Here is a 20,325-nt window from a genome sequence, read left to right on the forward strand (position 1 = left end):
GGCAGTGGCGTCGCCTCTGTCCAGCGAACTGAGTGATCCCAAGCTTTTGGGCAGCTCGACATTTAGGTTCTTGGGCCTGCCTGTCTATGACGCCAAGCTTTTCACGCCTGCTGGAGCGGCATTCAATTGGACCGAGGATTTCGGGTTGCAACTGACTTATCGAAAAAACCTCGCACAAAAGGCTCTTGTAGAGTCGACGCTGGATGAGATGGCGAGGCAAGGCAATCCCGCGCCGACAAAGGCCCAGCTAGAGACCTGTTTTCAAGCAGTCAGCAAAGGTGACAGCTATCTCGCCATATCCGAAGGACCTAACAAAGTTGGGTTTTGGCGCAATGGTGTACAAACCTGCACACTAACCAACACCGGCATCAAGAAATCGTTCATGTCGATTTTTCTTGGCGACAACACTCGGTCCGCCAGTTTTACACGGCAATTGAAGGGGCAGTGATGCTGTATCCCCGGGTCAGCCTCTATGCGCTGATGCTCGCTGCGGCGGGTATCCCGCTCTATATTCACCTGCCGCGTTTTGCGGCGGTGAATTTGGGCATTGGCCTTGGGGTGATCGGAACCGTGCTGCTGGTGATCCGGCTGGTCGATCTGGTGCAAGACCCGCTGATCGGCTGGGCCATCGACCGCTGGCCGGGCGCGCAGCTGCTGTTTGCAGCTCTGGCGGCGCTGGGGCTGGCGGTCGGGTTTCCGCTGCTGTTCGGCCTGCCGGATGGGGCAAGCGTTGGCGCGCTGGTCGCCATCCTCGTGCTTCTGTTTTCGGCCTACAGCCTAGGCACCATCCTGCTTTACGGGCGCAGTGCAACTTTGGCCAAACAGGCCGACCCGCAAGAGCTGATGCGCCTCGCCGCCTTCCGCGAAGGCGGGCAACTGACCGGAGTCGTTCTGGCTGCCAGTGCCCCGGCCCTGTTCGTTGCCTTCGGCGCGCAGGGGCAAGGCTACCCCGCTTTTGGCCTGTTTCTGGGCGCGCTGGCGTTGCTCACCCTGATCGTCACCATACCAATGTGGCGACGCAAACCGATCACGGGCGAGGGCATCTCGTTCACCGCGCTCGGACAATCCGGCGCCCTCCGGCTGTTGTTTCTGGCGCTGATCAACAGCCTGCCGGTCGCCCTGACCGCCACGCTGTTTCTGTTCTTCGTCGAGGACAAACTGCAACTTTCCGGAATGGCCGGCCCATTGCTGATCCTGTTTTTCCTAAGCGCTGGGGCTAGCGTGCCCCTCTGGGCACGGCTCAGCAATCGGATCGGCCCGAAACAGACCCTTATGATCGCAATGCCGCTGGGCATCGCCTCCTTCATAGGCGCGGCCACCCTCTCAGCCGGAGAGCTGACCGCCTTTGCCCTGATCTGCCTAGCCTCCGGCGCAGCCGCAGGGGCGGATATCGTGATCCTGCCCGCCATGTTTTCCGTGGTGCTGACACGCGCGGGGCTGAATGCCTCCGCCGCGTTTGGCATCTGGTCTTTTGCTGGCAAGCTGGGCCTCGCGCTCGCTGCCTTTTTCACCCTGCCCCTGCTGGAACGCAGCGGCTTTTCACCCGGTCAAGCCAACTCGGCACAGGCTCTAAACACACTCACATTCGCCTATGCCCTGCTGCCCTGCATCCTAAAGCTGGGCGCTTTCGGGATGGTCTTGACCCTGCCTACGGAGGTCCCAGCCAAATGAATACGCTTGTTGTGATTTTGCTCGCCATCCTCGTTGTCGTGGCGATCAAAAGACGGTTCCTGAGCTTTCGCTCACAATCCCCGGCTGACTATTCGGGAACGGGACCAGAGTTTTCCCTGACCAAGCACTTGAACGGAGATATCCTGTCCGAGGGGCTGATCTATGGCCCCAACGGCAAGATGTCGAACAGCTTTGTCGCGCGCATGGTCGGTGAATGGGATGGAAACACTGGCACTCTGGCCGAGTGGTTTACCTATTCCAACGGCAAACAGATGACCCGAAAGTGGTATCTGACACTGGGCACCGGCAACACGTTCACAGCCACAGCAGACGACATTGTCGGTGAAGGCAAAGGCGTGATCTCGGGCTCGACTGTCAAGCTGTCCTACCGGATCATCCTGCCAGAAGACGCCGGAGGGCACACGCTGGACGTGACCGACTGGATGTACCTGACCGAGAACGGGGCGATCATGAACCGCTCAGAGATGCGCAAATTCGGCCTCAAGGTGGCGGAACTGGTGGCAACCATGCGACCCGCGCCCGAGGTGCAGACCGCTCATGTACCCGGAGCAAACGGGTATGATGCGGATGCGGAAAACAGGCCGCTGCAATGACCCGGTTGCGCTTTCTGATCTCACTGGTCGCAATCACCAGCCTGACGCTGCTCGCGGCCTGCTCGGCTAAACCGCGGGTGCCCAAAAGCTTTCTGTCCGACCGGCAGCTGAACCTCGAAGAGTTCTTCGAAGGCAAAACCGTGGCTTATGGTCAGTTCCAGGACATTCTGGGCAACGTGCCACGCCGTTTCACGGTTGAGATTGACGGCACATGGGACGGAGAAACCCTGACCCTGGTCGAGGATTTCGTTTACGATGACGGCGCAACCGAACAGCGCATCTGGACTCTGACCAAAACCGGCGAAGACACTTGGACCGGCACCGCGCCGGGCGTTCTTGGTGTGGCCGAAGGGATCGAGCGTGGCGATACCTTCAACTGGAAATACAAGATCGACCTGCCGATCAAAGATGGCACCATGCGTGTAAACTTCGACGATTGGATGTGGCTTCTGGAAGACGACCGCCTGCTGAACCGCGCCTATGTTTCGCGTTTTGGCGTCCGTATAGGCGAGGTCATCCTGTTCTTCGAGAAACTGTGACGGCCCGACGGGGCCTCGGCGCGCTGATCCGGCTGCTCCGCCCTGTCGCGTTCATAGAAGATAAACTCATCAACCCAACCGAATATCTTGTTCGACTCGGGCTGACGCGGCTCAGAGGGCGGTGGCGCGGCCTTGGCCTCCACCTGAGCACGCTCGACCTCGGCCCACAAGAAAAACAACCCGCGTCGGGTGCCGTTGAGATGTTCAGGTATTTTTACCCACACCACCTGTGAGGAATTTCCGGATTTCTGCTCGATTTTTGCCCCCGGGTTTCTAACGCCCTTTAGCCAAACGATAGCAAATGTTGCTGAATCTGCCAATTTTTTCGAATCGCGCAAGCGGAAATCCACTCGAAAGTCGCCATTGAACACGCTTGAATATAAATGGAAATTTCACAAGCAACCAAAGGTGGTGTCACTGACCGGCACCTCTACCTCAAGCGCTTCCCGTTTTGGCGGAATCAAAACCGATCCACAAAAACCTGGCATTGACGCACAAGTGTTTCGCTTGGATACAAGTCTCCCACCATTAGCGAAAAGCACTCTTATCCATTCCTTCGATCTCTCTGAATGTCAGTAACCCGCCTATGAATGCCAAATAGAGGGAGTTCTAGACATGCCAGGACCAGAACCCGGAATCGTTTGGATAGAGGAATGGGACGGGCGGCTGCTCGCCATGTTTTAATGCTACTTTTGGAGCGGAAAAGCCCGTTAAAGAGCTTTCCCTTTGATATCCGCGTGAGTCTCAAAACACCAAATATTGATGGAAGTCGCCAGCAACAAAGGCCGAAAATGCGACCACAAAACCCGATACATAGTCTGTCAGCTTAATCTGGCGCTTCTTTGGGTGGAGGGTCCACTCTGCTCACTTCTTGTAGTCGTCATTCAGTTCAACATACGCGCCACGCTTCATCGTTACCACCATTCTCACTGTCAAAGCTGTACTGTTATTGGTTTGGAAACATTGTCAGAACGAGCCTTAATCAAGCAGAAACGTCTTGTTCATGCAGCGTTAATATTCACCGACTTAGTGGACCAGTCGAACTTGCCGATTGACGCAACCTAAGCCGAGTAAAGTCCCAACCAAACACGACAAAAGGCCCGCCAGCGCGAACGATGTCAGCGACATGCTCTGCCTGCTTTGTCGCGGGTAGCTTCTTCAACTCATCCAGAACCACACCCTTGTCATGCTCTGTGCCTCTGATGGCGTCTCTGGCTTCCTGTGTGACGCCCTCTGCGCGGGAAACAGCGCGCTGAACTGTACGTGCGTCTACGCCCGCCACATCAGCCGTTTCCGAGGCAAATTCGCTCGGGCGACCACCCTGGGGTTTTGCGACAACTTGTCGTGAAACGGATTGCTCCTCCCAAAGTTCTTTCCTTTTGGCTAGATGCTCAGCCATCTGCGTCAGGGTTAAGGTAGCGCGAACCTCCCGCAATTGTTGATATTTTCGGTTAAAAGGTTTGCCTACTCAAATCATTCAGTTCATCAACGACGAGACTTAGCGCTTTAAGAAGTTGATACTTCAGTGTCACCTGAGCACTGAGAATCTTCTTGGTTTCTTCCAAAGCTGAAATCAGTGCATCAGCTCTAAGTTCTTCTTCCTTATATATTTTTGTGAACTTCGATTTCAGCCCTTCCACATCTTTCTGTGACTGTTTGAAGACGCTCTCGCAGTGTCCGAACAGATTGGCAAGAGAGACTTTTGACGTCTCCCGTTTGCATTTTGCCTGAGCCTTTTCGAGCTTCATGGAATCCGTGATGTACAAATGGTTTATCTTCGCCGTTCCGTTTAGTGCTTCCTTCTTTCTTGCCTTCGCTTCTTTGATGTCGGCCTCAACACTTTTTAGCAGTTCTTGTGTAGTATTGAGAGACGCATCAGCCGCAAAGTTCATGTCCAAAAAAAGCGAATGCACAGGTCGAAGGTCTTTCTTTGTGACAAGGGGCAGAAAAATTTCGTCTCCTGCTGTCACGTCCGTGTACTTCTTGCGGGTCTTCCGAATTTTGGCGTTGAATGCTGCTTTGAAAATCTTTTCGACGTCCGCGCCGGGAAATTTGTGTTTGGTAACTGCGGAGAGCATCGTCTCTCCTTTGCCGAGCTTGTATTTTTTCACGGGTAGCTTCATGGTCACAATTCTCTCTTTTTTTAATTTTTTCAATAAATTATGAAGGGACCCGAACAATAAGGGCACCTGGATCTTGCTTTTCTTCAAAGGAAGGAGGCGCGCCCAGCCACAAGCGCGCCCCAGTCCAACAGGGAGGAGAAAAACTCGCGTTCTCAAATACACCAACGCTAGTTCATCAATGTGTTAGTTATGGATGGATCTGTCGAGGAGTGCAGTGAAGTTGGTCACGCAAGCCATAAATTTCCGTAGCGCAGGTCCCCTCTGGCTGCTCGTTGCTAGTTGCAAGCTGATTGACCAGCATACATCCCTAGTCCAGCACCTGCTGCTGTTGCTAGCGTCTTGCCTGATCCACCACCAAACCGATTTCCAACTACCCCGCCAAGGGCCGCGCCGCCAAGGACACCCGCCGCGCAGAGTGCGTCATGCTGTGCTTGGGCCTGCGTTGGAGTTGTCGGCGCTCCGCAAGCAGCCACGAGTGGAGAGCCGCCAAGAACGCACGCCATCAATGTCTTCTTCATCTCGATTGCCTCTCAAACTATCGAATTGGTTGTCTGAGTAGGTGGCTCCTTGTCGTCTGTCGTACAAGGCTTCAAAGTTGGTGTGACTACGAGTTAACCAAATCTCAACAAATAGACCTGAAGGAAACTCCTCGACCGACAAGCTGCCTGCTTCGAGTTTTAATTCTCATTTGGAAAGGCTGTCTGAGGGCTAAACCGCCAACTATTCCTTCACCAACACCACACCGACCCCGTTGGCCGTATCGCCCTCGTCGACGAATTGGATGCCTTGGGCTTCGAATGCAGCTCGAATTGCTTGCGCAGTTACCTTTCTACCGCCTATCGGACCGTCGCTTGTCTCAAGTCTGGCTATAGTGGGGTAGGACACACCTGACCTTTCTGCCAAGTCCACTTGAGACCAAGCTAAAAGAGCCCTAGCGGCTTTGATTTGCCTAATTGATAGAATTACTATTGACATTTGATCTGTCCGTTATGATATGATTTCTATCAATATCATAACCGGAGGAAACAGCAATGACTGAACAACGCGTTTGCGCGAACGATAGCGCTCAACCTGAATTCTTCACGGCTGACCATGGAGACTTGGCTACAAGCTGCGTTTAGTCTCTGAGGTTCGCTAAGAGCTTTGGCTCGATCCCAAAAGGTTTGAGCGCGCGCGTGTGTGTCAGCGTTTTGAGGTTGCGCAATGGATGGCAAAAGAGAAAACGCTAGCAAGCTAGCCAAAACAATACGCTTCAATGCAAGGCTCCGTTTAAAACACGCCATCCTTCGCATGCTTAAGCGGAACTTGGAAAATGTATTCCGAATTTATCTTTTGGATGCTCTATTCGTGGAATTTGAAGCAGACTGGTGGACGGTTCAAAAAGCTTTTGTTTGGATTTCTACTGAAAAAAACGGGCCTCTTGCCGTTGGCGTCTCCGAAGCAAAGCGAGCCAACCGGTAGGGCCAAATTTGGTACTGTTGCACTTCACGGAGAGCCAGATTGAAATCGCGCCGTTTGTTAGTCCAACCAAAAGTCATCCAGGTTTTCCCTACTCTCCAACTTGCATTTGAGGTCGAACGGAATTGTTCTGGGCCATTTGTTCATGAACTAATGTTCTACCCTTGTTCTCATGTGGTTCAAGGCAAGAATTTAGAGCTTTGTCCCCCATATGTCCCCTAGCACGGCAACGCAGCACCAATTGGCTCGCGTACACCTGCTAAACGCCAGCTTCAATCTACTGTTTTAAAACGAAAAAAAGTGGTGAGCCGTGCAGGAATGCAACCGCCTTTGTTTTTAAAGGATTATTCTTGGCGAACCCCCCCAAAAGGTTCGTTGATCCATTTACAGAATTTCTAGGTCTGACGAACCACTTGTGCATTAAAATTGGTTCGGCGACGTGTGCTCAGAGTGCAGGGTGTTCGACGACAATGAGAACGTTTGCCCGCTTCGAAGCGGGCACAAAAAACAGGCTCAGATCTTCGGCTGCCATGCTGGGCGGGTACGCCAGACCGCCAGACTGGGAAATTGTAAAGAACGGCCTGAAGTGTGTTCTTCGCGGGAGACGCATGAGAGCCGAAAAGGGCGATTTACGGACACCCCCCTATAATAGGGATCGCGCGTATCATTTTTCGTATGGTTCCCGTTTGGGTTCCCAACAATTTGGAGGTAAACAACAACTCCCTTATTGTTTGGTCGATCAAGTGGCGGCTGCTAAGACGTCCACCGAGCTGCCAACAAGGACCCAGTCTCGGTTCATCTCGGCGGCCTATCTCGGGTTTAAAAACGGATATCCCCTAAATGCAATCTTGACTGTCAACTGGTCCAAGCTTCTTGAGAACTCTGACACTTCTTGGTCAACTCTGCACCCGTTTGATCGCGCAAAATCTCTGGTCGAAAGAATCAGGAAATTCTTGACCAGGGCAAAACGTAAGTGCCCGGTTGCATATATCTGGGTTAGGGAATCCACCGCAAAGTCTGGGGAGCATTTCCACCTAGCTTTACACCTTCCAAGTGAGCATAGAGGAGCCTTCATTGCCTTTATCGGAGGGTCATTGGGTGAACCCGCCGCAAAGCACCGAAGGCCACCCAAAGAGCGTACTAAGGGCGAAATTGCTTGTAGCTTAGATGGTGGATGGCACTTAGGCGTTGAGGTGCAGGGCGCCTCACCTGAATTCAGCGGCTACTGGCTCGCTGCATATCTTGCGAAGGCTGAGCCTTCTCAGAGGCAGTTTCGTGGGAATCTGGTCGAAAATACTCTCAAAATGGAACGCGGACGAGCGTTTGGAGGCCGGATCAAAACCGACAAATATGATGCCCCGCAAGGAGCCATCGAAGGCAACTCACACCGAAGGGGGCGCCATTCGATTTCCAGAATCCTTATGCAGTGACCCACTGCACAAGGCACTCTCTTGGCCCATCAACTCAATTCTTGCCCACGTAAGGACACCCAACATGAACAAGCTTTCTATCGGCGTTCCAGCACTGCCGGGAAATTCTCATGACCCCGGCGCACTGATCGAGGCCATAAACAATCACAGCCCCGAACACATCGGTGAGTCCATCGCCGCCAGTTACGTCAGGCCTGCTGGAGTAATCTACAACTGGGAGGCCTGGCTATACGACCGCAAGCGCGAGTTCCCCACCACCGACGATAATTGGAGCTGGCAGCATGAATACGCCTGGGAAATGCTCGAAAGAGCTGAGCGGAAGATTGCTGAGGTGAAACAGCTCATGCAGATCAAGGCACCACATGCGCGGCAAAAACCAACGAAGCCAGTAACAAAGCGCGCAAAATAGCGAAATAGAGAACGCGGTAGAACATGAGCGACATCGATCAAACTAAAAAAGAAGCTCTGGGCGCTGTTACAGACCTTTCAAATGACCAACTACAAGAGCCAATCAACCGGGCAAAGCAAGCACAGCGGATCGTGGCTCAAGGGCCGGACAACCCTGCCCGATCCTTGAGCCCCGCCTCCGACATGCGCTTACGATTGCACTCATCAAGTGTCAGTCAACTTGCAAAATGCAATACTGAGCTGCTCCTGCCGCTCGGAGCAGCAGACCCTTTGACTTCTGTACCTCACTTTCATTCTGCCTGCCTATTTTCGGGATATGTCTACTAATTCAGATTCAGCCGGCGAACATTTCAGATATTTGGTGATGAAAGACGCACTGGCCCAGCTCAGCGCCAGCAAGCGCAATATACGCCTGATCAGGAAAGACAACATTGCGACAGGCAAGCACCCGCTAGGCCGTGAAGAGGCTGAGGTCATTGTTAGCGAACACCTTGAGCGCGAGTCTGACAGCTGGATAAGAGCTGTAGGCTGGCTACATGGGCAGGGCTATTCAGCCAGCCGCCACTACTACAAAAAAGAGCTACCCCAGTTCATCGAAGCCGCCGAGGACGAAGGCGGTAGCGGGATCGACGTTGACTCTATCATTGCAGCCGAGCTTGGCGACGATCCTGACTTGTCCATTTAAAAAACGAAATAACGAAAGCTACATGCGCAGCAGCCGCGAAATGTCATTCTTTGCTTTGTTCTGCGTCGCAAACGCAAGCAGCAGCGCCTTGCCAACACCCACGGTCATTTTGTTCTTGCGATAGCCAGAACCGCCGAAACCGCTAGCTTTCTTGATCGCCTTTTTCATTTCCAAGCTTGCCAACAAAGCAGAGTTGAACACCATCGCAAGAAAGCTCATTTGTCCAGCTCCTTTGCAGCAGCTCCGAAAATCGCCAACAAAGCGCGTTGCTGTCTTTCGATGTTTTGCAAGTGTTTCACAATCTCACCTTGCAGCTCAAACTGGCTGCAAAAATAACTGTCCAAGGCCCGCTTAGTCTCAAAATCTGAATCGTTCATGGTCGCACTCCAAAAAACAGGAAGTGCGCAGACCACGGCCATTCGCAAGCAAGCATTAACCTTGTGTTAATATCGCCACACGGGAGAGATTCCATATTTCGCGCCTCGCCTGGTCAAAGCGTAGCTTGAACGAGCGAACCCTTACCCCGTTCGCCACCGGGCCGGGGCAGCTGTCGAACGCCCCGGCTCATTTCATGTCTAAGGCCATACTCCGATCCGCTCGTGATCGTTCTCAAGAGGCGTCGGACGTGGCGGAACTGATGACGGCAGCTCGAAGCTACCCAAACACGCCGCAAGCTCTTTGCCAGCCAGTTTCAGGCCAGCTTGCGCAGCTTTAAGCTCTTGCTTGGCAGCCGTGATTTTCGCGTAAGCGGCGCGAGCTGTGGCAATATCAGCCGCCGCTTTTTTAGCTCTGTTAATGTTGACACCTTCCTTGCCGATCAAGCGCTGAAATAACCAAACTCTGAACTGTTCGCGCAGCGTCCCAAGTTCTTCTTTTTCATTCTGTGGCCCCCTGCCCCCTCTGGTCCCAGTGGCCCGCGTTCATTTCGGATGGCTCCTGCGGTCCCACATCTTCAAAAGAAATTTGCATTCTGAAGTTTCTCGACAATTTACAAATCAGACCGCTCGAAAGTGGGGAGTGAGGAAACAGCAAGTGGGATCGCCCGGTCCCTGCGGGACCTTCCGAACACTTGCAAATGGGAGGCTACGCCATCCCCCTTGACCCCCACCGGGCCACACAAAAATGAGGACTTTATGATGACCAAATCGACCCCGCAGACCCCGGAGGGACTACCGGGCCACTACCCGCGCCGATCACGCATGTTCAAAATGAGACTGACCAACAGCGAAGCCGATAAACTGAAATCGTGGGCGCACGAAAACGAGCTGAGCCAAGCTGACTTCGTACGATTTATGACCTATGGCCGCACAACGTTTGCGCCGCCGAACAGTTCGAAGCTCGAAGGTATTTGCCGCCAGCTTAGCGGCATCGCTACCAACATCAACCAGTGCCAGAAATCGATCAACGAGGCGCGGGCCAGCGGCACCCTATCGTCCGCTCAGTTCGAGGCCATGCACGCCGCCATTTCTGCGGGCCTCAAGGCGTGGGCCGATCCGTTAGCCGAGCTACGCAACGAACTGAAAAAGCTGAAGTCCACCGGATGATCATTAAAACGGGCGGCATAAGCGCGGGGGATGGCCCCCGCGTCACTGCCTATGCCGTGAGGCTGGGTGACAACGAGCGCGTTGACGTTCTTCAGGACGAAAACTACCAGCTCTTGATCAGTGACGAATTTGCCGAAACCAAAGGACGCAAAAACGGCCTTTTGCATATCATCATTTCGCCGGATCAGGAGCTGGTGCCGGACGAGCTCGACCGCACCCTTGAAGCAATCCGCGAGGAATTCAGTTTCAGCAAGAAAGATCCTGAAACACTTACACGCCACCAGAGCCGACGAACTGACGGCAGGGTGTTAGATCATTACCACTTGGTCAGGCCCGCCGCCGATAGCGAGACAGGGCGCACATACAAGCTATTTAGGAGCAAGGCGAAAGACGAAGCCATTTCACGCCGCATGGAGTTGGAGCTAGGCCACCAGCTCACGAGCGGGCTGCGAAACGACTTCTCCGAGCTAAGACTGCGCGAAATGGGCAAGGACCAACTGGCCGACCGCCTAGCCGCCGAGCTGGGCGACGAGGAAAAGCCTAGCGCCGCCTACAGCCACAACGACCATCAACAGGCCAAGCGCCAAGGCTTCGACCTGCCTGCTCTGCGGCAAACCCTAAAGGAGCTGACCGAACTGCCTCGCGATCAGCAACCGCAAGCACTGGCCGAGATGATCCACAGCAACGGCCTAGGGCTGCAAGCCGCCGTGACCGAGGGCAGAGGCCGCAGCCGAATCAATATCGAGCTACCGAGCGACCTCAGGGCTCACAACGCAAACAGAACTTTGAAGATCCGCGCCGCTCAGGTGGTCCAATTTATTGAAGAAACACAGGAGAAATTGCATGAAATCAGATCCGGCACCCCAGAGACCAGACCAGACTCCTCTGCGAGATCTGCTATCGCAGATTATTCAGGGTCAGGAGCGGATTCACGAGTCGAACCAAGCTATGATTCAGCGTATGAACGCGTTGCTGAAGATCATTCAAGCCATCAGCAAGAGCTGAAGGAGGCCGACGAGCTCGCAGCAGCAGCCGAGACTTTGCAGTCGCAGGCAAAGAATTTCGCCAGCAATCGGGTTGGTGACTTCAACACAGCCGATCTTGAGCCGAATCCGGATATTGACGATCCAAACCTTTTGTTAAAACTTGCTCGAATCCTGCGAAACCAAATGAGAAGAGCAAATGAGGCAGCAAAAGCTGCAATAGCGCGATCTAAGCCGCCTGCTACTGGAGCCACTACGGGCCAATAGAAAAACCGACCGGAAATCCGCCTGCATTGGCTCAGCTCTAGAAAAACTGACGATGGCCGCACAATCTTATTCAGTCACCTAAAAGATACTCAAAGTCCGTGGACTCATTGACGTCAACTCAGGCAATTTCACCTGATGGACGATCAAAATTTTATACTGCAATTACAAAAACTTGGATCTAGGATTAGAAGGCTTCGAAGCGCCAGAGGCTTTTCTCAAGAAAGCTTCGCGGACGCCTGCGGCCTTGACCGAACTTATGTGGGCGGCGTCGAACGCGGTGAGCGCAATCTGGGCTTTAAGAACCTTCTGCGAATTTCCGAAACACTTGAAGTAGAGCCATCTGAACTGCTGGTTAATATTTCGGCAAACGGCGGGGGCAAGTGAAATGCTCCGCTTCCCCAACCCTGGCTCCACTCTTTCAAACTTCGTTGCGGTCTATGCCGCTGCTTTCAATCGTTTCCGAGGTCAGGTTGTTAATTTAGACAACATTGTACAAGCTACCGTCGAGGCAAACCTAGCCACGTCATCCGGACACATGGGCGGTGAGGCAATCGCTCGGTCAACACGCCAAGATCGCAGCCGCGACCCGCTCTACAACCAGCTAAAGATGTATGCGGAACTCTTCCGCTCATTGGGGTGGCTTAGGTCAACAGAAGCATCTGCGCTGAACTACACATTCACACTTCTTGGTGAACAAGTCGTCGCTGCCGGTCGCCAATGGCAACCCTTACTCGAAGAGACTGTCCTCGGTATTGCTTACCCGAGTCACGTACTTGACCTCCGTGGTGAACACCACATCCGACCATTCGCTACGATCCTCAAGACCATGCTTACTTGCAACGACGGCCTCTCAAGAGACGAAATGATTGTGGCGCCACTTAGCGCTGCAACAGATCGCTCTCCAGACGCCCTTGCCGCTCTTGCAGCAACGGTTAATGCACTGCGCGAAACTCCTGATCACATAAAATCCGCTCTCGAACAACTCAAAGAAGAGCGCGGAATTCAGATCAACACCTTGCGCAACTACACTAGGTGGCCACTCGCTGTTCTCCGCGATCTTGGCTGGACAGAAAAATACAAAGAGCCCTACCGAAGCAGCAAAAAGACGTTCGAAATTCATCGCTTAACCCCTCATGGGAAAGCCCGTGCATTAAGTCTTTTGGATGCTGTTGATCTCAGAGCAGACCAAGTTGACAGTCTCGACTTCGATCAAAAAAGGGCGCTTTCTCGCCAGGCACATTTCTCCATGATGGAACGCTCTGGCTTTGATCTGTCGTCTGTAGAAGCTGAATTGCATGCGGATCGAGAGCTCGTGCATAGCGCATTGAATGCGCTTCAGGTTCCCATCGACAAGCCAATACTGTTCTCGCCTTTCCAGTCTCTATCTGTCGCGGACTCATCCTCAATCTTTCCGACCCCTGATGCTTCGCCTGCGGAACGGCACGCTCAAGAAAAACTGGACGGTATCGAAGTTGGCCGTGGCTCAAGAGAGCACTTGTTCGTTGCCCCGAAATATGTCGAAGCCCAAACCGACGACCAAGATGAGGATCTTGTGGGGTTGCGCGACGAACTTGAAGGTTTTGTGCAGTCCACACCTACCCTAGACGCCGCAGCGACCGCGTTCGCAAAATCTCGCCGTCAAAACACTCAAACGCTGTTCTACCCACTGGTTACACAGCTTTTTCGATTAATGGGCTTTCCAAGCGATTACTCCCGTGCAGGCGTCAACTATCAACGCTGGGACGCCTGCGTTTGGCTTCACGATTTAGCGCTCCCCATTGAGATTAAGTCCCCGACTGAAGAGCAGTTCCTGTCAACAAAGGCCATACGCCAAGCTATTGAAAACAAAGTGATACTATTATCGAGAGGTGGGCTCGAAACCCGTCATGAACTCTCCACTCTTGTTGTTGGCTATCAAATACCAAACGAACGAGGCGATATGTCTATGCTTATCGACGATGTTCATGCTGCATTTGGATTCAAAATCGGAGTTCTCGACCTGAAAACCCTTTCTTTTCTTGCCCTCAAAGCAGTTGTTGAAGATGTGTCGGTCGCCGAGGACCAGCTTTCAGAATTGAAAGGATTCCTCAATGTCTGATGTTCTTCGCCACAAGAGAGAACTCGGACGCCAAGGACGGTTGCTTTCACCAGGTGGCAAACTGGAATTCATTCACGTTTCACCCAATACCCGATCTGTTTGGCACATGGATGGTGGAAAAGCCGGAAACGCCACATGTCTGGGATGTCACGATGCGCCATGCATCGAGCTAAAGGAACAAAATTTCGATCTTGGCGGTGAACTCAGTGCATTTCCGGGTGATCCTTCCCAAGAAGTTTGCCCAGTAAACGCCATTAACTGGAAAGAAGGTGGTGAAACCGTCGAAATCGACAATGAGCGATGCGTCGGTTGTGGCCTTTGTGCATTGCAATGCCCATATGGTGCTATCACACTCAAAGTGGATGGCACAGCTAAGGTCGAAACCGACGATCTCAATCACGTCACAGTTCCGGCCGAAGCTGGCACAACACACACTCAAGCGAAGAAACAAGGCTCTCTTTCTGCTTCAGGTGGCCACTTCTTAAAGAACCTTCCAGAAATTATCGCCGCCCTGAACGATACCCAAACGACTCGGCTTGTTAGGAACATTTTCTTATCCTGTGGAGTAGCCGCAAACATAAGAAGAAAGGGCGACACCAATGTGAGAATGGACGGGTTGCTGAGGTTCCCATCCGACCAAATTGGTGTGGTTGAAATTGAGACCAGCCCCAACGTACTGGAATCACCAAGAGCTTTGCTAGAAGATATAGCTGTTCTTCATAATCGGTTTGGTGTTCCCATGGCCGAAATTGTGCCGGTTTCGGTGATCAGCTCATTTCCAAATGTGAGAGCGGAGTATTACCAAGTAATTGACGACATCGAGAACGTCCTCGGTATACAGTGCCGATCCCTAACTCTCGCTTCGCTGTTCGTTCTCGGATGGCATTTTCGATCCCTTGAGACAATGCCGGAAGATCTGTTTACAACCACATCTGGATCAACAGACCTTCTGCCATCCCTCAAGGAACTAATACCAGAAATGCCAGACGTAGAGCCCCATCTTGGAGCCTATCGCCCGTTTAAGTAGCCGCTGTAGCGAGGTCTAGGTCAACCTCGCGCAAACGCCCATTGGCGATTTCAACATAACCGCTATTAAGCTCGAAACCGACATGGCCTCGGCCTTCGAGTTTCGCCGCTACACACTCGCTGCCGCTACCTACAAACGGAACAAGCACCGTGTCGCCAGGATTGGAAAAATGCTTAACTAGCCGTCGAGAAATCGATAGCGGTTTTTGTGTCGGATGATCTACTTTTTCATCTCTGAACCTACGGCCAGCTAGCACCGGATAATTCCAGACATCGCCTGCCATCCTACCGTCAGGATGTGGTGTCCAGACCTTACCATTCTTAGTAATCTTGTGCTTCAATCTATCCTGGCTCTTATATGGCTCTCTAACTTCATGATAAATATAGTCCTTCTTGGTTTTCGAGAACCAGAGAAGAGGTTCGTAGCACGCATTCAAAGAACGCTTTCCATAGCCAGCAAATCCATTCTCATAGTGCCAAATGATTTGCCTCCGATAAACATATCCGAGCTCATACATGATGCATTGAATCCAGCACTGATGGTGATGGATTCCGTAGACAAAAATATTCCCTTGATCAGAAAGCACACGGTGCGCCGATGCTAACCACTCTCGCGACCAATCCTTCCACTCAGCCTTCTTTTCGTCCTCTTTGTATACTCCGAAATCTTTGCTCAAGTTGTAAGGTGGGTCGGCGATGATAAGGTTGAACGAGCCTTCATCCAGTGCGTTCATGCCTTCTATGCAATCGCCGTTTACGATCTTTTCTTCCATCATTTCGCCTCAGCCTTGGCCCCAACGTCCTTCTTCGCGGCTGCTTTCCTGGTCTTTTTAGATTTCGGTTCAGCCTTCTTTGGTTTTTGGAGAATCAAGATGTATTGGTTGTGGATGTTGGGGACGTAAGAATATGGGTAGCCGTACGGGAAAACTTTCTTGTGTCGCTGATAAAGTACTTTGAGCCCCCGCATCTCCAGCCCGACATGTTCAAGAGAACGAGCAAGATCAGCATGGAACATGATGTAGCGAGATTTATCTCTGAAGTCGCTGACAATTATTGCCATGTACTTTCCAGATTTTAGAGTTCTGGCGCATTCCCCGAAGAGGCGCGTGAGCTCTTCAAGAAATTCTTCATAATCTTCGATCATCGCCAAATCTCGGGGATCGTCCCCATAGTCTTTTGACAACCCGTTGGCTATTCTCTCTTGGCGAACCTTGTGATCTTCTTTCTTCAGGATCGACCAATAGGGTGGAGATGTGACAACAAAATCCACGCTTTCATCTGCGATGGTCGGAAGAACATCCCGGGCATCTCCTTCAAGAATCCGCTGATCCTCTACCGTCGAAAGCAAATCCCCGATTTCAGTGTCCAAACGCTCACGAGAAAGCTCAGCGAACTGCGGGTTCAGCTCAATCCCTATGCCCTTTCGGCGATCAACTGCACACGCCTTCAGCGTCGAGCCAACTCCCACAAAAGGGTCAAGGACAGTCTGGCCGCTTTTCGTAAAGTAGCGGATTAATCGCCCTACATCCGTAAATGAAAATGGTGCGGGGTGCTGGCGTTCAATCTTGGCATCGGGGTGCCCTGCTCCCAAGCCTCTTTGATTCCAAACTGAAATTGTCTCGACGATCCATTCTTTCGCCGTCAATTCGTTAAGCTTGTTTCGAGGATCGACTTTAGGCTGATTTTCCTTTTCAAGCTCTGCATCGAGAGCCTCAATAACGTCTTCTTGCGCAGCGTTTGCGGTTTTCATTATTGTCCTTTCTGCGCTTCGCGAAGTGGAAGAAGCGTCGGTTTTTTGTTGTCCTGGTAGGCGGCAAGAAATTCTGAAATAGCTTGTCGCCCTACCCAAGCTAGAGACACACGATGTGTCTCTGCGATCCTTTGCAGATCGTCGAACTCTTGGTCGGTAAGACCGATGGATATGCGATGATTTTTGCTCATTTTGAACTCTGCTTCACTATGCAGCATTTTGCAGCATTTTGATTCATGTTCATGACATGTTCCCATCATTAGGTCAAACTGTCTTTACCGGTTTTTCACTTAATATTCTCTCCCCTGTATTTGCCTTACACCTCAAAGGCGTCGATGCGGCGCTTGTTAAAAGTATGATTGCATGCAAATCGCCTTTCGACAGAATCTCGACGAGACGAAGCTGATTGGTTTTCGGAGCTGTCCATTGCTTGATCCCAAAAAAGAACAGCAAGGTTCCTGGCTAAAGGGCGCGAAGCGAGAGCTGAGCCACGCACAGGATGCGTAAGCATCTGAGAATGGTGAGCAACCACCCTTTGAAGCTTGGTTATTAATGGTCTTGAGGCTTAATCAAAGTAAGGAGGGTCACTCCGATTTGCGCATCTGCTTTAGGTGAGTCCTGAAGCCTCTTTTTGTGATGGGGGCACGGGTTCGTTCCAGAGGTGCGATTGGGCGCATAGCGAACCACAACAACATTTCTTTTGTAAGACAAAAGACATCCTTGCTTTTGCCATACTCCCTACGGAGTCAAAGCTCCGTCTGTCGAAGTCATGTTCGCATGTAAGATGGGAACCACTCCTTTCTTAGTAGCTTTCCTATTTGAGTAGAGCCATCCACGAAGGTTGTCGGCCATAAAATTCTGCGAGAAAATTTCGCTTTTGGGTCCAATTTAATCTGAGAACAACCTTTCGCGTTTATCTCTTTAGCTCAAACGCGAATAGGAGTGCCCACTCAATGGCGAAGCTAGGCTACCGAAGAGTCTCAACCGCAGAACAGAATACTGACCGTCAGGAACTCCCGCCAGACATCGGTAAAGAGGACATCTACGAAGAAAAGACTAGCGGCAAGTCCCGAAACGACCGACCAGAACTGGCTGCAATGCTAAAGAGTATGCGTTCTGGAGACGAAGTATTTGTCTGGTCCATCGACAGGCTCGCTAGATCACTACGTGACCTAACCGACATAGTAGACGAGATCGCAAATCGCGGGGCTTCGATTTGTTTTGTGAAAGAGGGTCTTAAGTTTAGCAATGCAGACACGGACATTACCGGGCGCTTGATGCTTCAAGTTCTTGGCGCCATCGCTGAGTTTGAGCGAGCGTTGATCTTGCAACGCCAGAAAGAAGGCATCGAGAAAGCCAAGAAGGCTGGCCGTTACCGTGGCCGACCGCCGGCGGACAATCGAGAAGAGATTCAGCAACTCTTGAACAGCGGCCTTAAACCCAGCCAGATTGCCAAGCTCGCAAAGATCCATGTCTCCACAGTGTACAGAATAAAGGCCCAACTAAGTATCAAACTAACCTGCTGAACGCCTATGAAGTGTCGTTTGCCCTAGCGCCTATTCAATTGACGCTGCATTTTTCGAGTTCGACATTTCTGTGATAACCGAAGCCAGAAACTCTACGCCTGCGAACGTTAGTCCAAGATGCTTTTCGCGTGCGTCGCTACCAGGCTTCTTTATGACCCAACCCAAACCAGACCTTCCCGGCGGCCCTTCGCCCAATATCTCACAGTGTCGCCTTGCAGTTCCATGACCGATCCCAAGCGCCTCTGCGACATCTCGTATTCTTGGCTGTTGATCTGCCTTGGTTGCAGCACGCCTAGCAACAAAGAGAAACGTTCTGAGAGTGCCCACCGTCAGATCGGGCCTCTCTCGCCGACATGCTGATAGAAATGTCTCCAACTCATCCCAAGTAAGAGTGTCTCTATTCAAAAAGGCAGTCACATCCTCGGGTAAGTCTCCCAGAAACTCTGGAAAAAAGAAAAAGAACATAACTTCAGAACCTTGCCCAAAAAGAACTTGATTATCGCGCACACGTTCTATAATAGTGTCATTCCGAAGTCAACGAAGAATGGATCGAGTGATGCAGTATCTCACGCCACACCCAAAAATATGACGAAACCGGCGCCCGCCAGTGTGCGCACGTTCGAAATATTTTTGCTGCGGCAGGAGAACGAGATGAAAAGAGTCTCAACATTTAAGCAAAACGACATGACAAAGGTTCTCAAATCGTTTCGCGATGCGGGCCTTCCTACGCCCGTTATTGTAATTGAGCCGAACAAGCTCACCGTGACACCAATGGGCGCTGAGCCTGAAGAGGAGGCCAACCCATGGGACTGAAAAAGAACCAAAAGAGAACCTCAAAGCTCCAAAAAGAGTTTCCTGGCGCTAGCGCCTACAGGGATCGACATGGGGTTCGTCGCTGGCGATACCGTGAAAGCGGCTTTTCGGCAGAGTTGGGCACAAAGTACGGGAGCCAGGAGTTCGTTAGGCGGTACGAAGATGCGTTACTTCGCCTGAAATCTCCATCTGGTGAAACACGTAGAAAAGTGCTCAAAGGCACGGTCGCAGGTTTGGTGGATTCCTGGTACGAAAGCGACGACTTTCTCGGTCTCGCAGAAAGCACGCAAAAAGTTTATAGAGGCGTGGTAGACCCTTTCCGAGCAAAGCACGGCGCCAAACCGGTTGCCAAAATGAGACTTAGGCACGTAAAGGAAATTTTGGCTGAAAAGGCTAGAACGCCCAGCGCTGCCAGCAATCTTCGAAAGCGCTTAGCTCAGCTGTTTGATCACGCCGTTGCACTTGAGTGGCGCGAAGACAACCCAGTCCGCTCAACAAAGGCGAAGAAAGTATTCTCTCAAGGATTCCACACCTGGAAAGAGAGCGAGATCGAAAAATTCTTTAATTGCCACGAACCTGGGACTCTCGCTCACAGAACGGTGACCTTGATGCTTTACACTGGGGCCGCGAGAGCCGATGCAGTTCAACTTGGTCCGTTTAATGTCAAAGAAGGCAGGCTGACCTACTTTAGGCAAAAGACAGCTGGCAAAGGTGGCGTTGAAGTGACAATGCCATTGCACCCTGATCTCGCAAAAGTCTTGAGCGAACTGCCAAAAGATAGGCCCTACTTGGCCACCCTAAAGGGTACTGTCCGATCATCAGATTCGTTGGGGAATATGATGAGGCAGTGGTGTGACGAAGCCGGGTTGCCCGAATGCACAGCGCATGGCCTGCGCAAAGCATGCGCACGGCGACTTGCTGAAGCGGGGGCAACGCCTCATGAAATTATGTCCGTGACCGGACACAAAACTTTGTCCTTGGTTGAGCTCTACACCAAAGAAGCGGAGCGTAAAAGTATGGCAGATTCTGCTGTCAAAAAACTTGCGATGAGTTCAAACGAAGAACAAAACCTGGCGAACCTCGACTAATGGTTCGCCAATCAAACTCACAAACCCCCAAAAAGAAAGGGTAAATTATGAAAAGTGGTGAGCCGTGCAGGATTCGAACCTGCGACCCACTGATTAAAAGTCAGTTGCTCTACCAACTGAGCTAACGGCCCACTCTTTTGTCTGGATCTGTACGATCCGTGGCGCTCTTTAAGGCATTTTCCCGACCGGGTTCAAGACCTTATTTTGCACCTCGTTTCGCCAGAGTAATCAGTGTTTCCGGCGACCCGATAGGCGGCCTAATTAGGCAGGTGGCGCTGGGGGGTCAAGCCCTTTTTTCAGGA

27 protein-coding genes and 1 tRNA gene are annotated in these 20,325 nt (G+C 51.9%); 16 read left to right on the forward strand and 12 right to left on the reverse strand.

Going from position 1 to position 20,325, the window contains the following annotated elements; translation table 11 throughout:
- Positions 1-70: 70 nt before the first annotated feature.
- Genes ACR0NO_RS14885 through ACR0NO_RS14900 form a run of 4 tightly spaced genes read left to right on the forward strand, consistent with a single transcriptional unit; the run spans position 71 to position 2,824 of the window.
- Positions 71-448 carry a hypothetical protein gene (locus tag ACR0NO_RS14885; protein ID WP_480676247.1) on the forward strand — a complete coding sequence of 126 codons (378 nt, stop codon included), beginning with the start codon at positions 71-73 and terminating at the stop codon, positions 446-448.
- A complete protein-coding gene (locus ACR0NO_RS14890) occupies positions 448-1,671 on the forward strand; it encodes an MFS transporter (RefSeq protein ID WP_480676245.1) in 1,224 nt (407 codons plus the stop codon). Before ACR0NO_RS14885 ends, ACR0NO_RS14890 begins: the two co-directional genes overlap by 1 nt.
- Complete coding sequence (locus ACR0NO_RS14895) at positions 1,668-2,285, forward strand: DUF3833 domain-containing protein (protein ID WP_480676243.1); 618 nt, start codon at positions 1,668-1,670, stop codon at positions 2,283-2,285. The genes ACR0NO_RS14890 and ACR0NO_RS14895 overlap by 4 nt, the downstream gene beginning before the upstream one ends.
- Positions 2,282-2,824, forward strand: a complete 543-nt coding sequence (locus ACR0NO_RS14900) for a DUF3833 domain-containing protein (protein WP_480676241.1) — start codon at positions 2,282-2,284, stop codon at positions 2,822-2,824. Before ACR0NO_RS14895 ends, ACR0NO_RS14900 begins: the two co-directional genes overlap by 4 nt.
- Here the strand turns inward: ACR0NO_RS14900 and ACR0NO_RS14905 are convergent.
- From ACR0NO_RS14905 to ACR0NO_RS14925, 5 genes are all read right to left on the reverse strand, one after another.
- Positions 2,764-3,195, reverse strand: coding sequence for a hypothetical protein (locus ACR0NO_RS14905; RefSeq protein ID WP_480724507.1), 432 nt, complete (start codon positions 3,193-3,195; stop codon positions 2,764-2,766). The two genes, ACR0NO_RS14900 and ACR0NO_RS14905, sit on opposite strands and share 61 nt — an antisense overlap.
- Before the next feature lie 647 nt (positions 3,196-3,842).
- On the reverse strand, positions 3,843-4,223 hold the full coding sequence (locus tag ACR0NO_RS14910; protein ID WP_480724508.1) for a hypothetical protein: 381 nt from the start codon (positions 4,221-4,223) through the stop codon (positions 3,843-3,845).
- Positions 4,224-4,275: 52 nt separating this feature from the next.
- Entirely contained in the window at positions 4,276-4,953 is a 678-nt protein-coding gene (locus ACR0NO_RS14915; protein WP_480724509.1) for a hypothetical protein, read from the reverse strand.
- Positions 4,954-5,222: 269 nt separating this feature from the next.
- Entirely contained in the window at positions 5,223-5,465 is a 243-nt protein-coding gene (locus ACR0NO_RS14920) for a glycine zipper 2TM domain-containing protein (protein ID WP_480724510.1), read from the reverse strand.
- A 202-nt stretch (positions 5,466-5,667) separates the two neighbouring features.
- Complete coding sequence (locus tag ACR0NO_RS14925; protein ID WP_170555276.1) at positions 5,668-5,922, reverse strand: helix-turn-helix domain-containing protein; 255 nt, start codon at positions 5,920-5,922, stop codon at positions 5,668-5,670.
- Positions 5,923-6,150: 228 nt separating this feature from the next.
- On the opposite strand from ACR0NO_RS14925, the gene ACR0NO_RS14930 reads away from it, so the two are divergent.
- From ACR0NO_RS14930 to ACR0NO_RS14945, 4 genes are all read left to right on the forward strand, one after another.
- Complete coding sequence (locus ACR0NO_RS14930) at positions 6,151-6,408, forward strand: hypothetical protein (protein WP_170555274.1); 258 nt, start codon at positions 6,151-6,153, stop codon at positions 6,406-6,408.
- Between the two features lie 1,491 nt (positions 6,409-7,899).
- Positions 7,900-8,244 (forward strand): hypothetical protein, encoded by a 345-nt coding sequence (locus ACR0NO_RS14935; protein WP_480724511.1) that lies wholly within the window; start codon positions 7,900-7,902, stop codon positions 8,242-8,244.
- Between the two features lie 23 nt (positions 8,245-8,267).
- Positions 8,268-8,570, forward strand: coding sequence for a hypothetical protein (locus ACR0NO_RS14940; RefSeq protein WP_480724512.1), 303 nt, complete (start codon positions 8,268-8,270; stop codon positions 8,568-8,570).
- Positions 8,571-8,607: 37 nt separating this feature from the next.
- The gene (locus ACR0NO_RS14945) at positions 8,608-8,928 is read left to right on the forward strand and encodes a hypothetical protein (RefSeq protein WP_480724513.1); all 321 of its coding nucleotides are present in this window, start codon (positions 8,608-8,610) and stop codon (positions 8,926-8,928) included.
- Positions 8,929-8,946: 18 nt separating this feature from the next.
- On the opposite strand, the gene ACR0NO_RS14950 is transcribed toward ACR0NO_RS14945, so the two are convergent.
- The 3 genes from ACR0NO_RS14950 to ACR0NO_RS14960 form a co-directional block, all read right to left on the reverse strand.
- On the reverse strand, positions 8,947-9,096 hold the full coding sequence (locus ACR0NO_RS14950) for a hypothetical protein (protein WP_480724514.1): 150 nt from the start codon (positions 9,094-9,096) through the stop codon (positions 8,947-8,949).
- A gap of 47 nt (positions 9,097-9,143) precedes the next feature.
- On the reverse strand, positions 9,144-9,305 hold the full coding sequence (locus ACR0NO_RS14955) for a hypothetical protein (RefSeq protein ID WP_480724515.1): 162 nt from the start codon (positions 9,303-9,305) through the stop codon (positions 9,144-9,146).
- 198 nt (positions 9,306-9,503) lie between these two features.
- Positions 9,504-9,749 (reverse strand): hypothetical protein, encoded by a 246-nt coding sequence (locus ACR0NO_RS14960; RefSeq protein WP_480724516.1) that lies wholly within the window; start codon positions 9,747-9,749, stop codon positions 9,504-9,506.
- A gap of 315 nt (positions 9,750-10,064) precedes the next feature.
- Here ACR0NO_RS14960 and ACR0NO_RS14965 point away from each other — a divergent pair, with 315 nt between their 5' ends.
- From ACR0NO_RS14965 to ACR0NO_RS14985, 5 genes are all read left to right on the forward strand, one after another.
- Positions 10,065-10,472, forward strand: a complete 408-nt coding sequence (locus tag ACR0NO_RS14965) for a plasmid mobilization protein (RefSeq protein ID WP_480724517.1) — start codon at positions 10,065-10,067, stop codon at positions 10,470-10,472.
- Positions 10,469-11,722, forward strand: a complete 1,254-nt coding sequence (locus tag ACR0NO_RS14970) for a hypothetical protein (RefSeq protein ID WP_480724518.1) — start codon at positions 10,469-10,471, stop codon at positions 11,720-11,722. Before ACR0NO_RS14965 ends, ACR0NO_RS14970 begins: the two co-directional genes overlap by 4 nt.
- A gap of 135 nt (positions 11,723-11,857) precedes the next feature.
- Positions 11,858-12,106: a helix-turn-helix domain-containing protein gene (locus tag ACR0NO_RS14975; protein WP_480724519.1), complete on the forward strand. Its 249-nt coding sequence runs from the start codon at positions 11,858-11,860 to the stop codon at positions 12,104-12,106.
- Position 12,107: 1 nt separating this feature from the next.
- Positions 12,108-13,820 carry a hypothetical protein gene (locus ACR0NO_RS14980; RefSeq protein WP_480724520.1) on the forward strand — a complete coding sequence of 571 codons (1,713 nt, stop codon included), beginning with the start codon at positions 12,108-12,110 and terminating at the stop codon, positions 13,818-13,820.
- Positions 13,813-14,847: a 4Fe-4S dicluster domain-containing protein gene (locus ACR0NO_RS14985; protein WP_480724521.1), complete on the forward strand. Its 1,035-nt coding sequence runs from the start codon at positions 13,813-13,815 to the stop codon at positions 14,845-14,847. Before ACR0NO_RS14980 ends, ACR0NO_RS14985 begins: the two co-directional genes overlap by 8 nt.
- On the opposite strand, the gene ACR0NO_RS14990 is transcribed toward ACR0NO_RS14985, so the two are convergent.
- The 3 genes from ACR0NO_RS14990 to ACR0NO_RS15000 are packed head-to-tail and all read right to left on the reverse strand — an operon-like array spanning position 14,840 to position 16,814.
- The gene (locus ACR0NO_RS14990) at positions 14,840-15,619 is read right to left on the reverse strand and encodes a DNA-methyltransferase (protein WP_480724522.1); all 780 of its coding nucleotides are present in this window, start codon (positions 15,617-15,619) and stop codon (positions 14,840-14,842) included. The two genes, ACR0NO_RS14985 and ACR0NO_RS14990, sit on opposite strands and share 8 nt — an antisense overlap.
- Positions 15,619-16,596: a DNA methyltransferase gene (locus tag ACR0NO_RS14995; RefSeq protein WP_480724523.1), complete on the reverse strand. Its 978-nt coding sequence runs from the start codon at positions 16,594-16,596 to the stop codon at positions 15,619-15,621. The genes ACR0NO_RS14990 and ACR0NO_RS14995 overlap by 1 nt, the downstream gene beginning before the upstream one ends.
- A complete protein-coding gene (locus tag ACR0NO_RS15000) occupies positions 16,596-16,814 on the reverse strand; it encodes a hypothetical protein (RefSeq protein ID WP_480724524.1) in 219 nt (72 codons plus the stop codon). Before ACR0NO_RS15000 ends, ACR0NO_RS14995 begins: the two co-directional genes overlap by 1 nt.
- A gap of 735 nt (positions 16,815-17,549) precedes the next feature.
- Between ACR0NO_RS15000 and ACR0NO_RS15005 the strand changes: the two genes are divergently transcribed.
- The 3 genes from ACR0NO_RS15005 to ACR0NO_RS15015 all read left to right on the forward strand — a co-directional run bounded on the left by ACR0NO_RS15005 (position 17,550) and on the right by ACR0NO_RS15015 (position 20,023).
- The gene (locus ACR0NO_RS15005) at positions 17,550-18,122 is read left to right on the forward strand and encodes a recombinase family protein (protein ID WP_480724525.1); all 573 of its coding nucleotides are present in this window, start codon (positions 17,550-17,552) and stop codon (positions 18,120-18,122) included.
- 492 nt (positions 18,123-18,614) lie between these two features.
- The gene (locus ACR0NO_RS15010) at positions 18,615-18,935 is read left to right on the forward strand and encodes a hypothetical protein (RefSeq protein WP_480724526.1); all 321 of its coding nucleotides are present in this window, start codon (positions 18,615-18,617) and stop codon (positions 18,933-18,935) included.
- Positions 18,926-20,023, forward strand: a complete 1,098-nt coding sequence (locus tag ACR0NO_RS15015; RefSeq protein ID WP_480724527.1) for a tyrosine-type recombinase/integrase — start codon at positions 18,926-18,928, stop codon at positions 20,021-20,023. Before ACR0NO_RS15010 ends, ACR0NO_RS15015 begins: the two co-directional genes overlap by 10 nt.
- Before the next feature lie 55 nt (positions 20,024-20,078).
- Here ACR0NO_RS15015 and ACR0NO_RS15020 read toward each other — a convergent pair.
- Positions 20,079-20,154, reverse strand: a tRNA-Lys gene (locus ACR0NO_RS15020).
- Between the last annotated feature and the right edge of the window lie 171 nt (positions 20,155-20,325).

The organism is Ruegeria sp. CL3 (assembly GCF_056536505.1).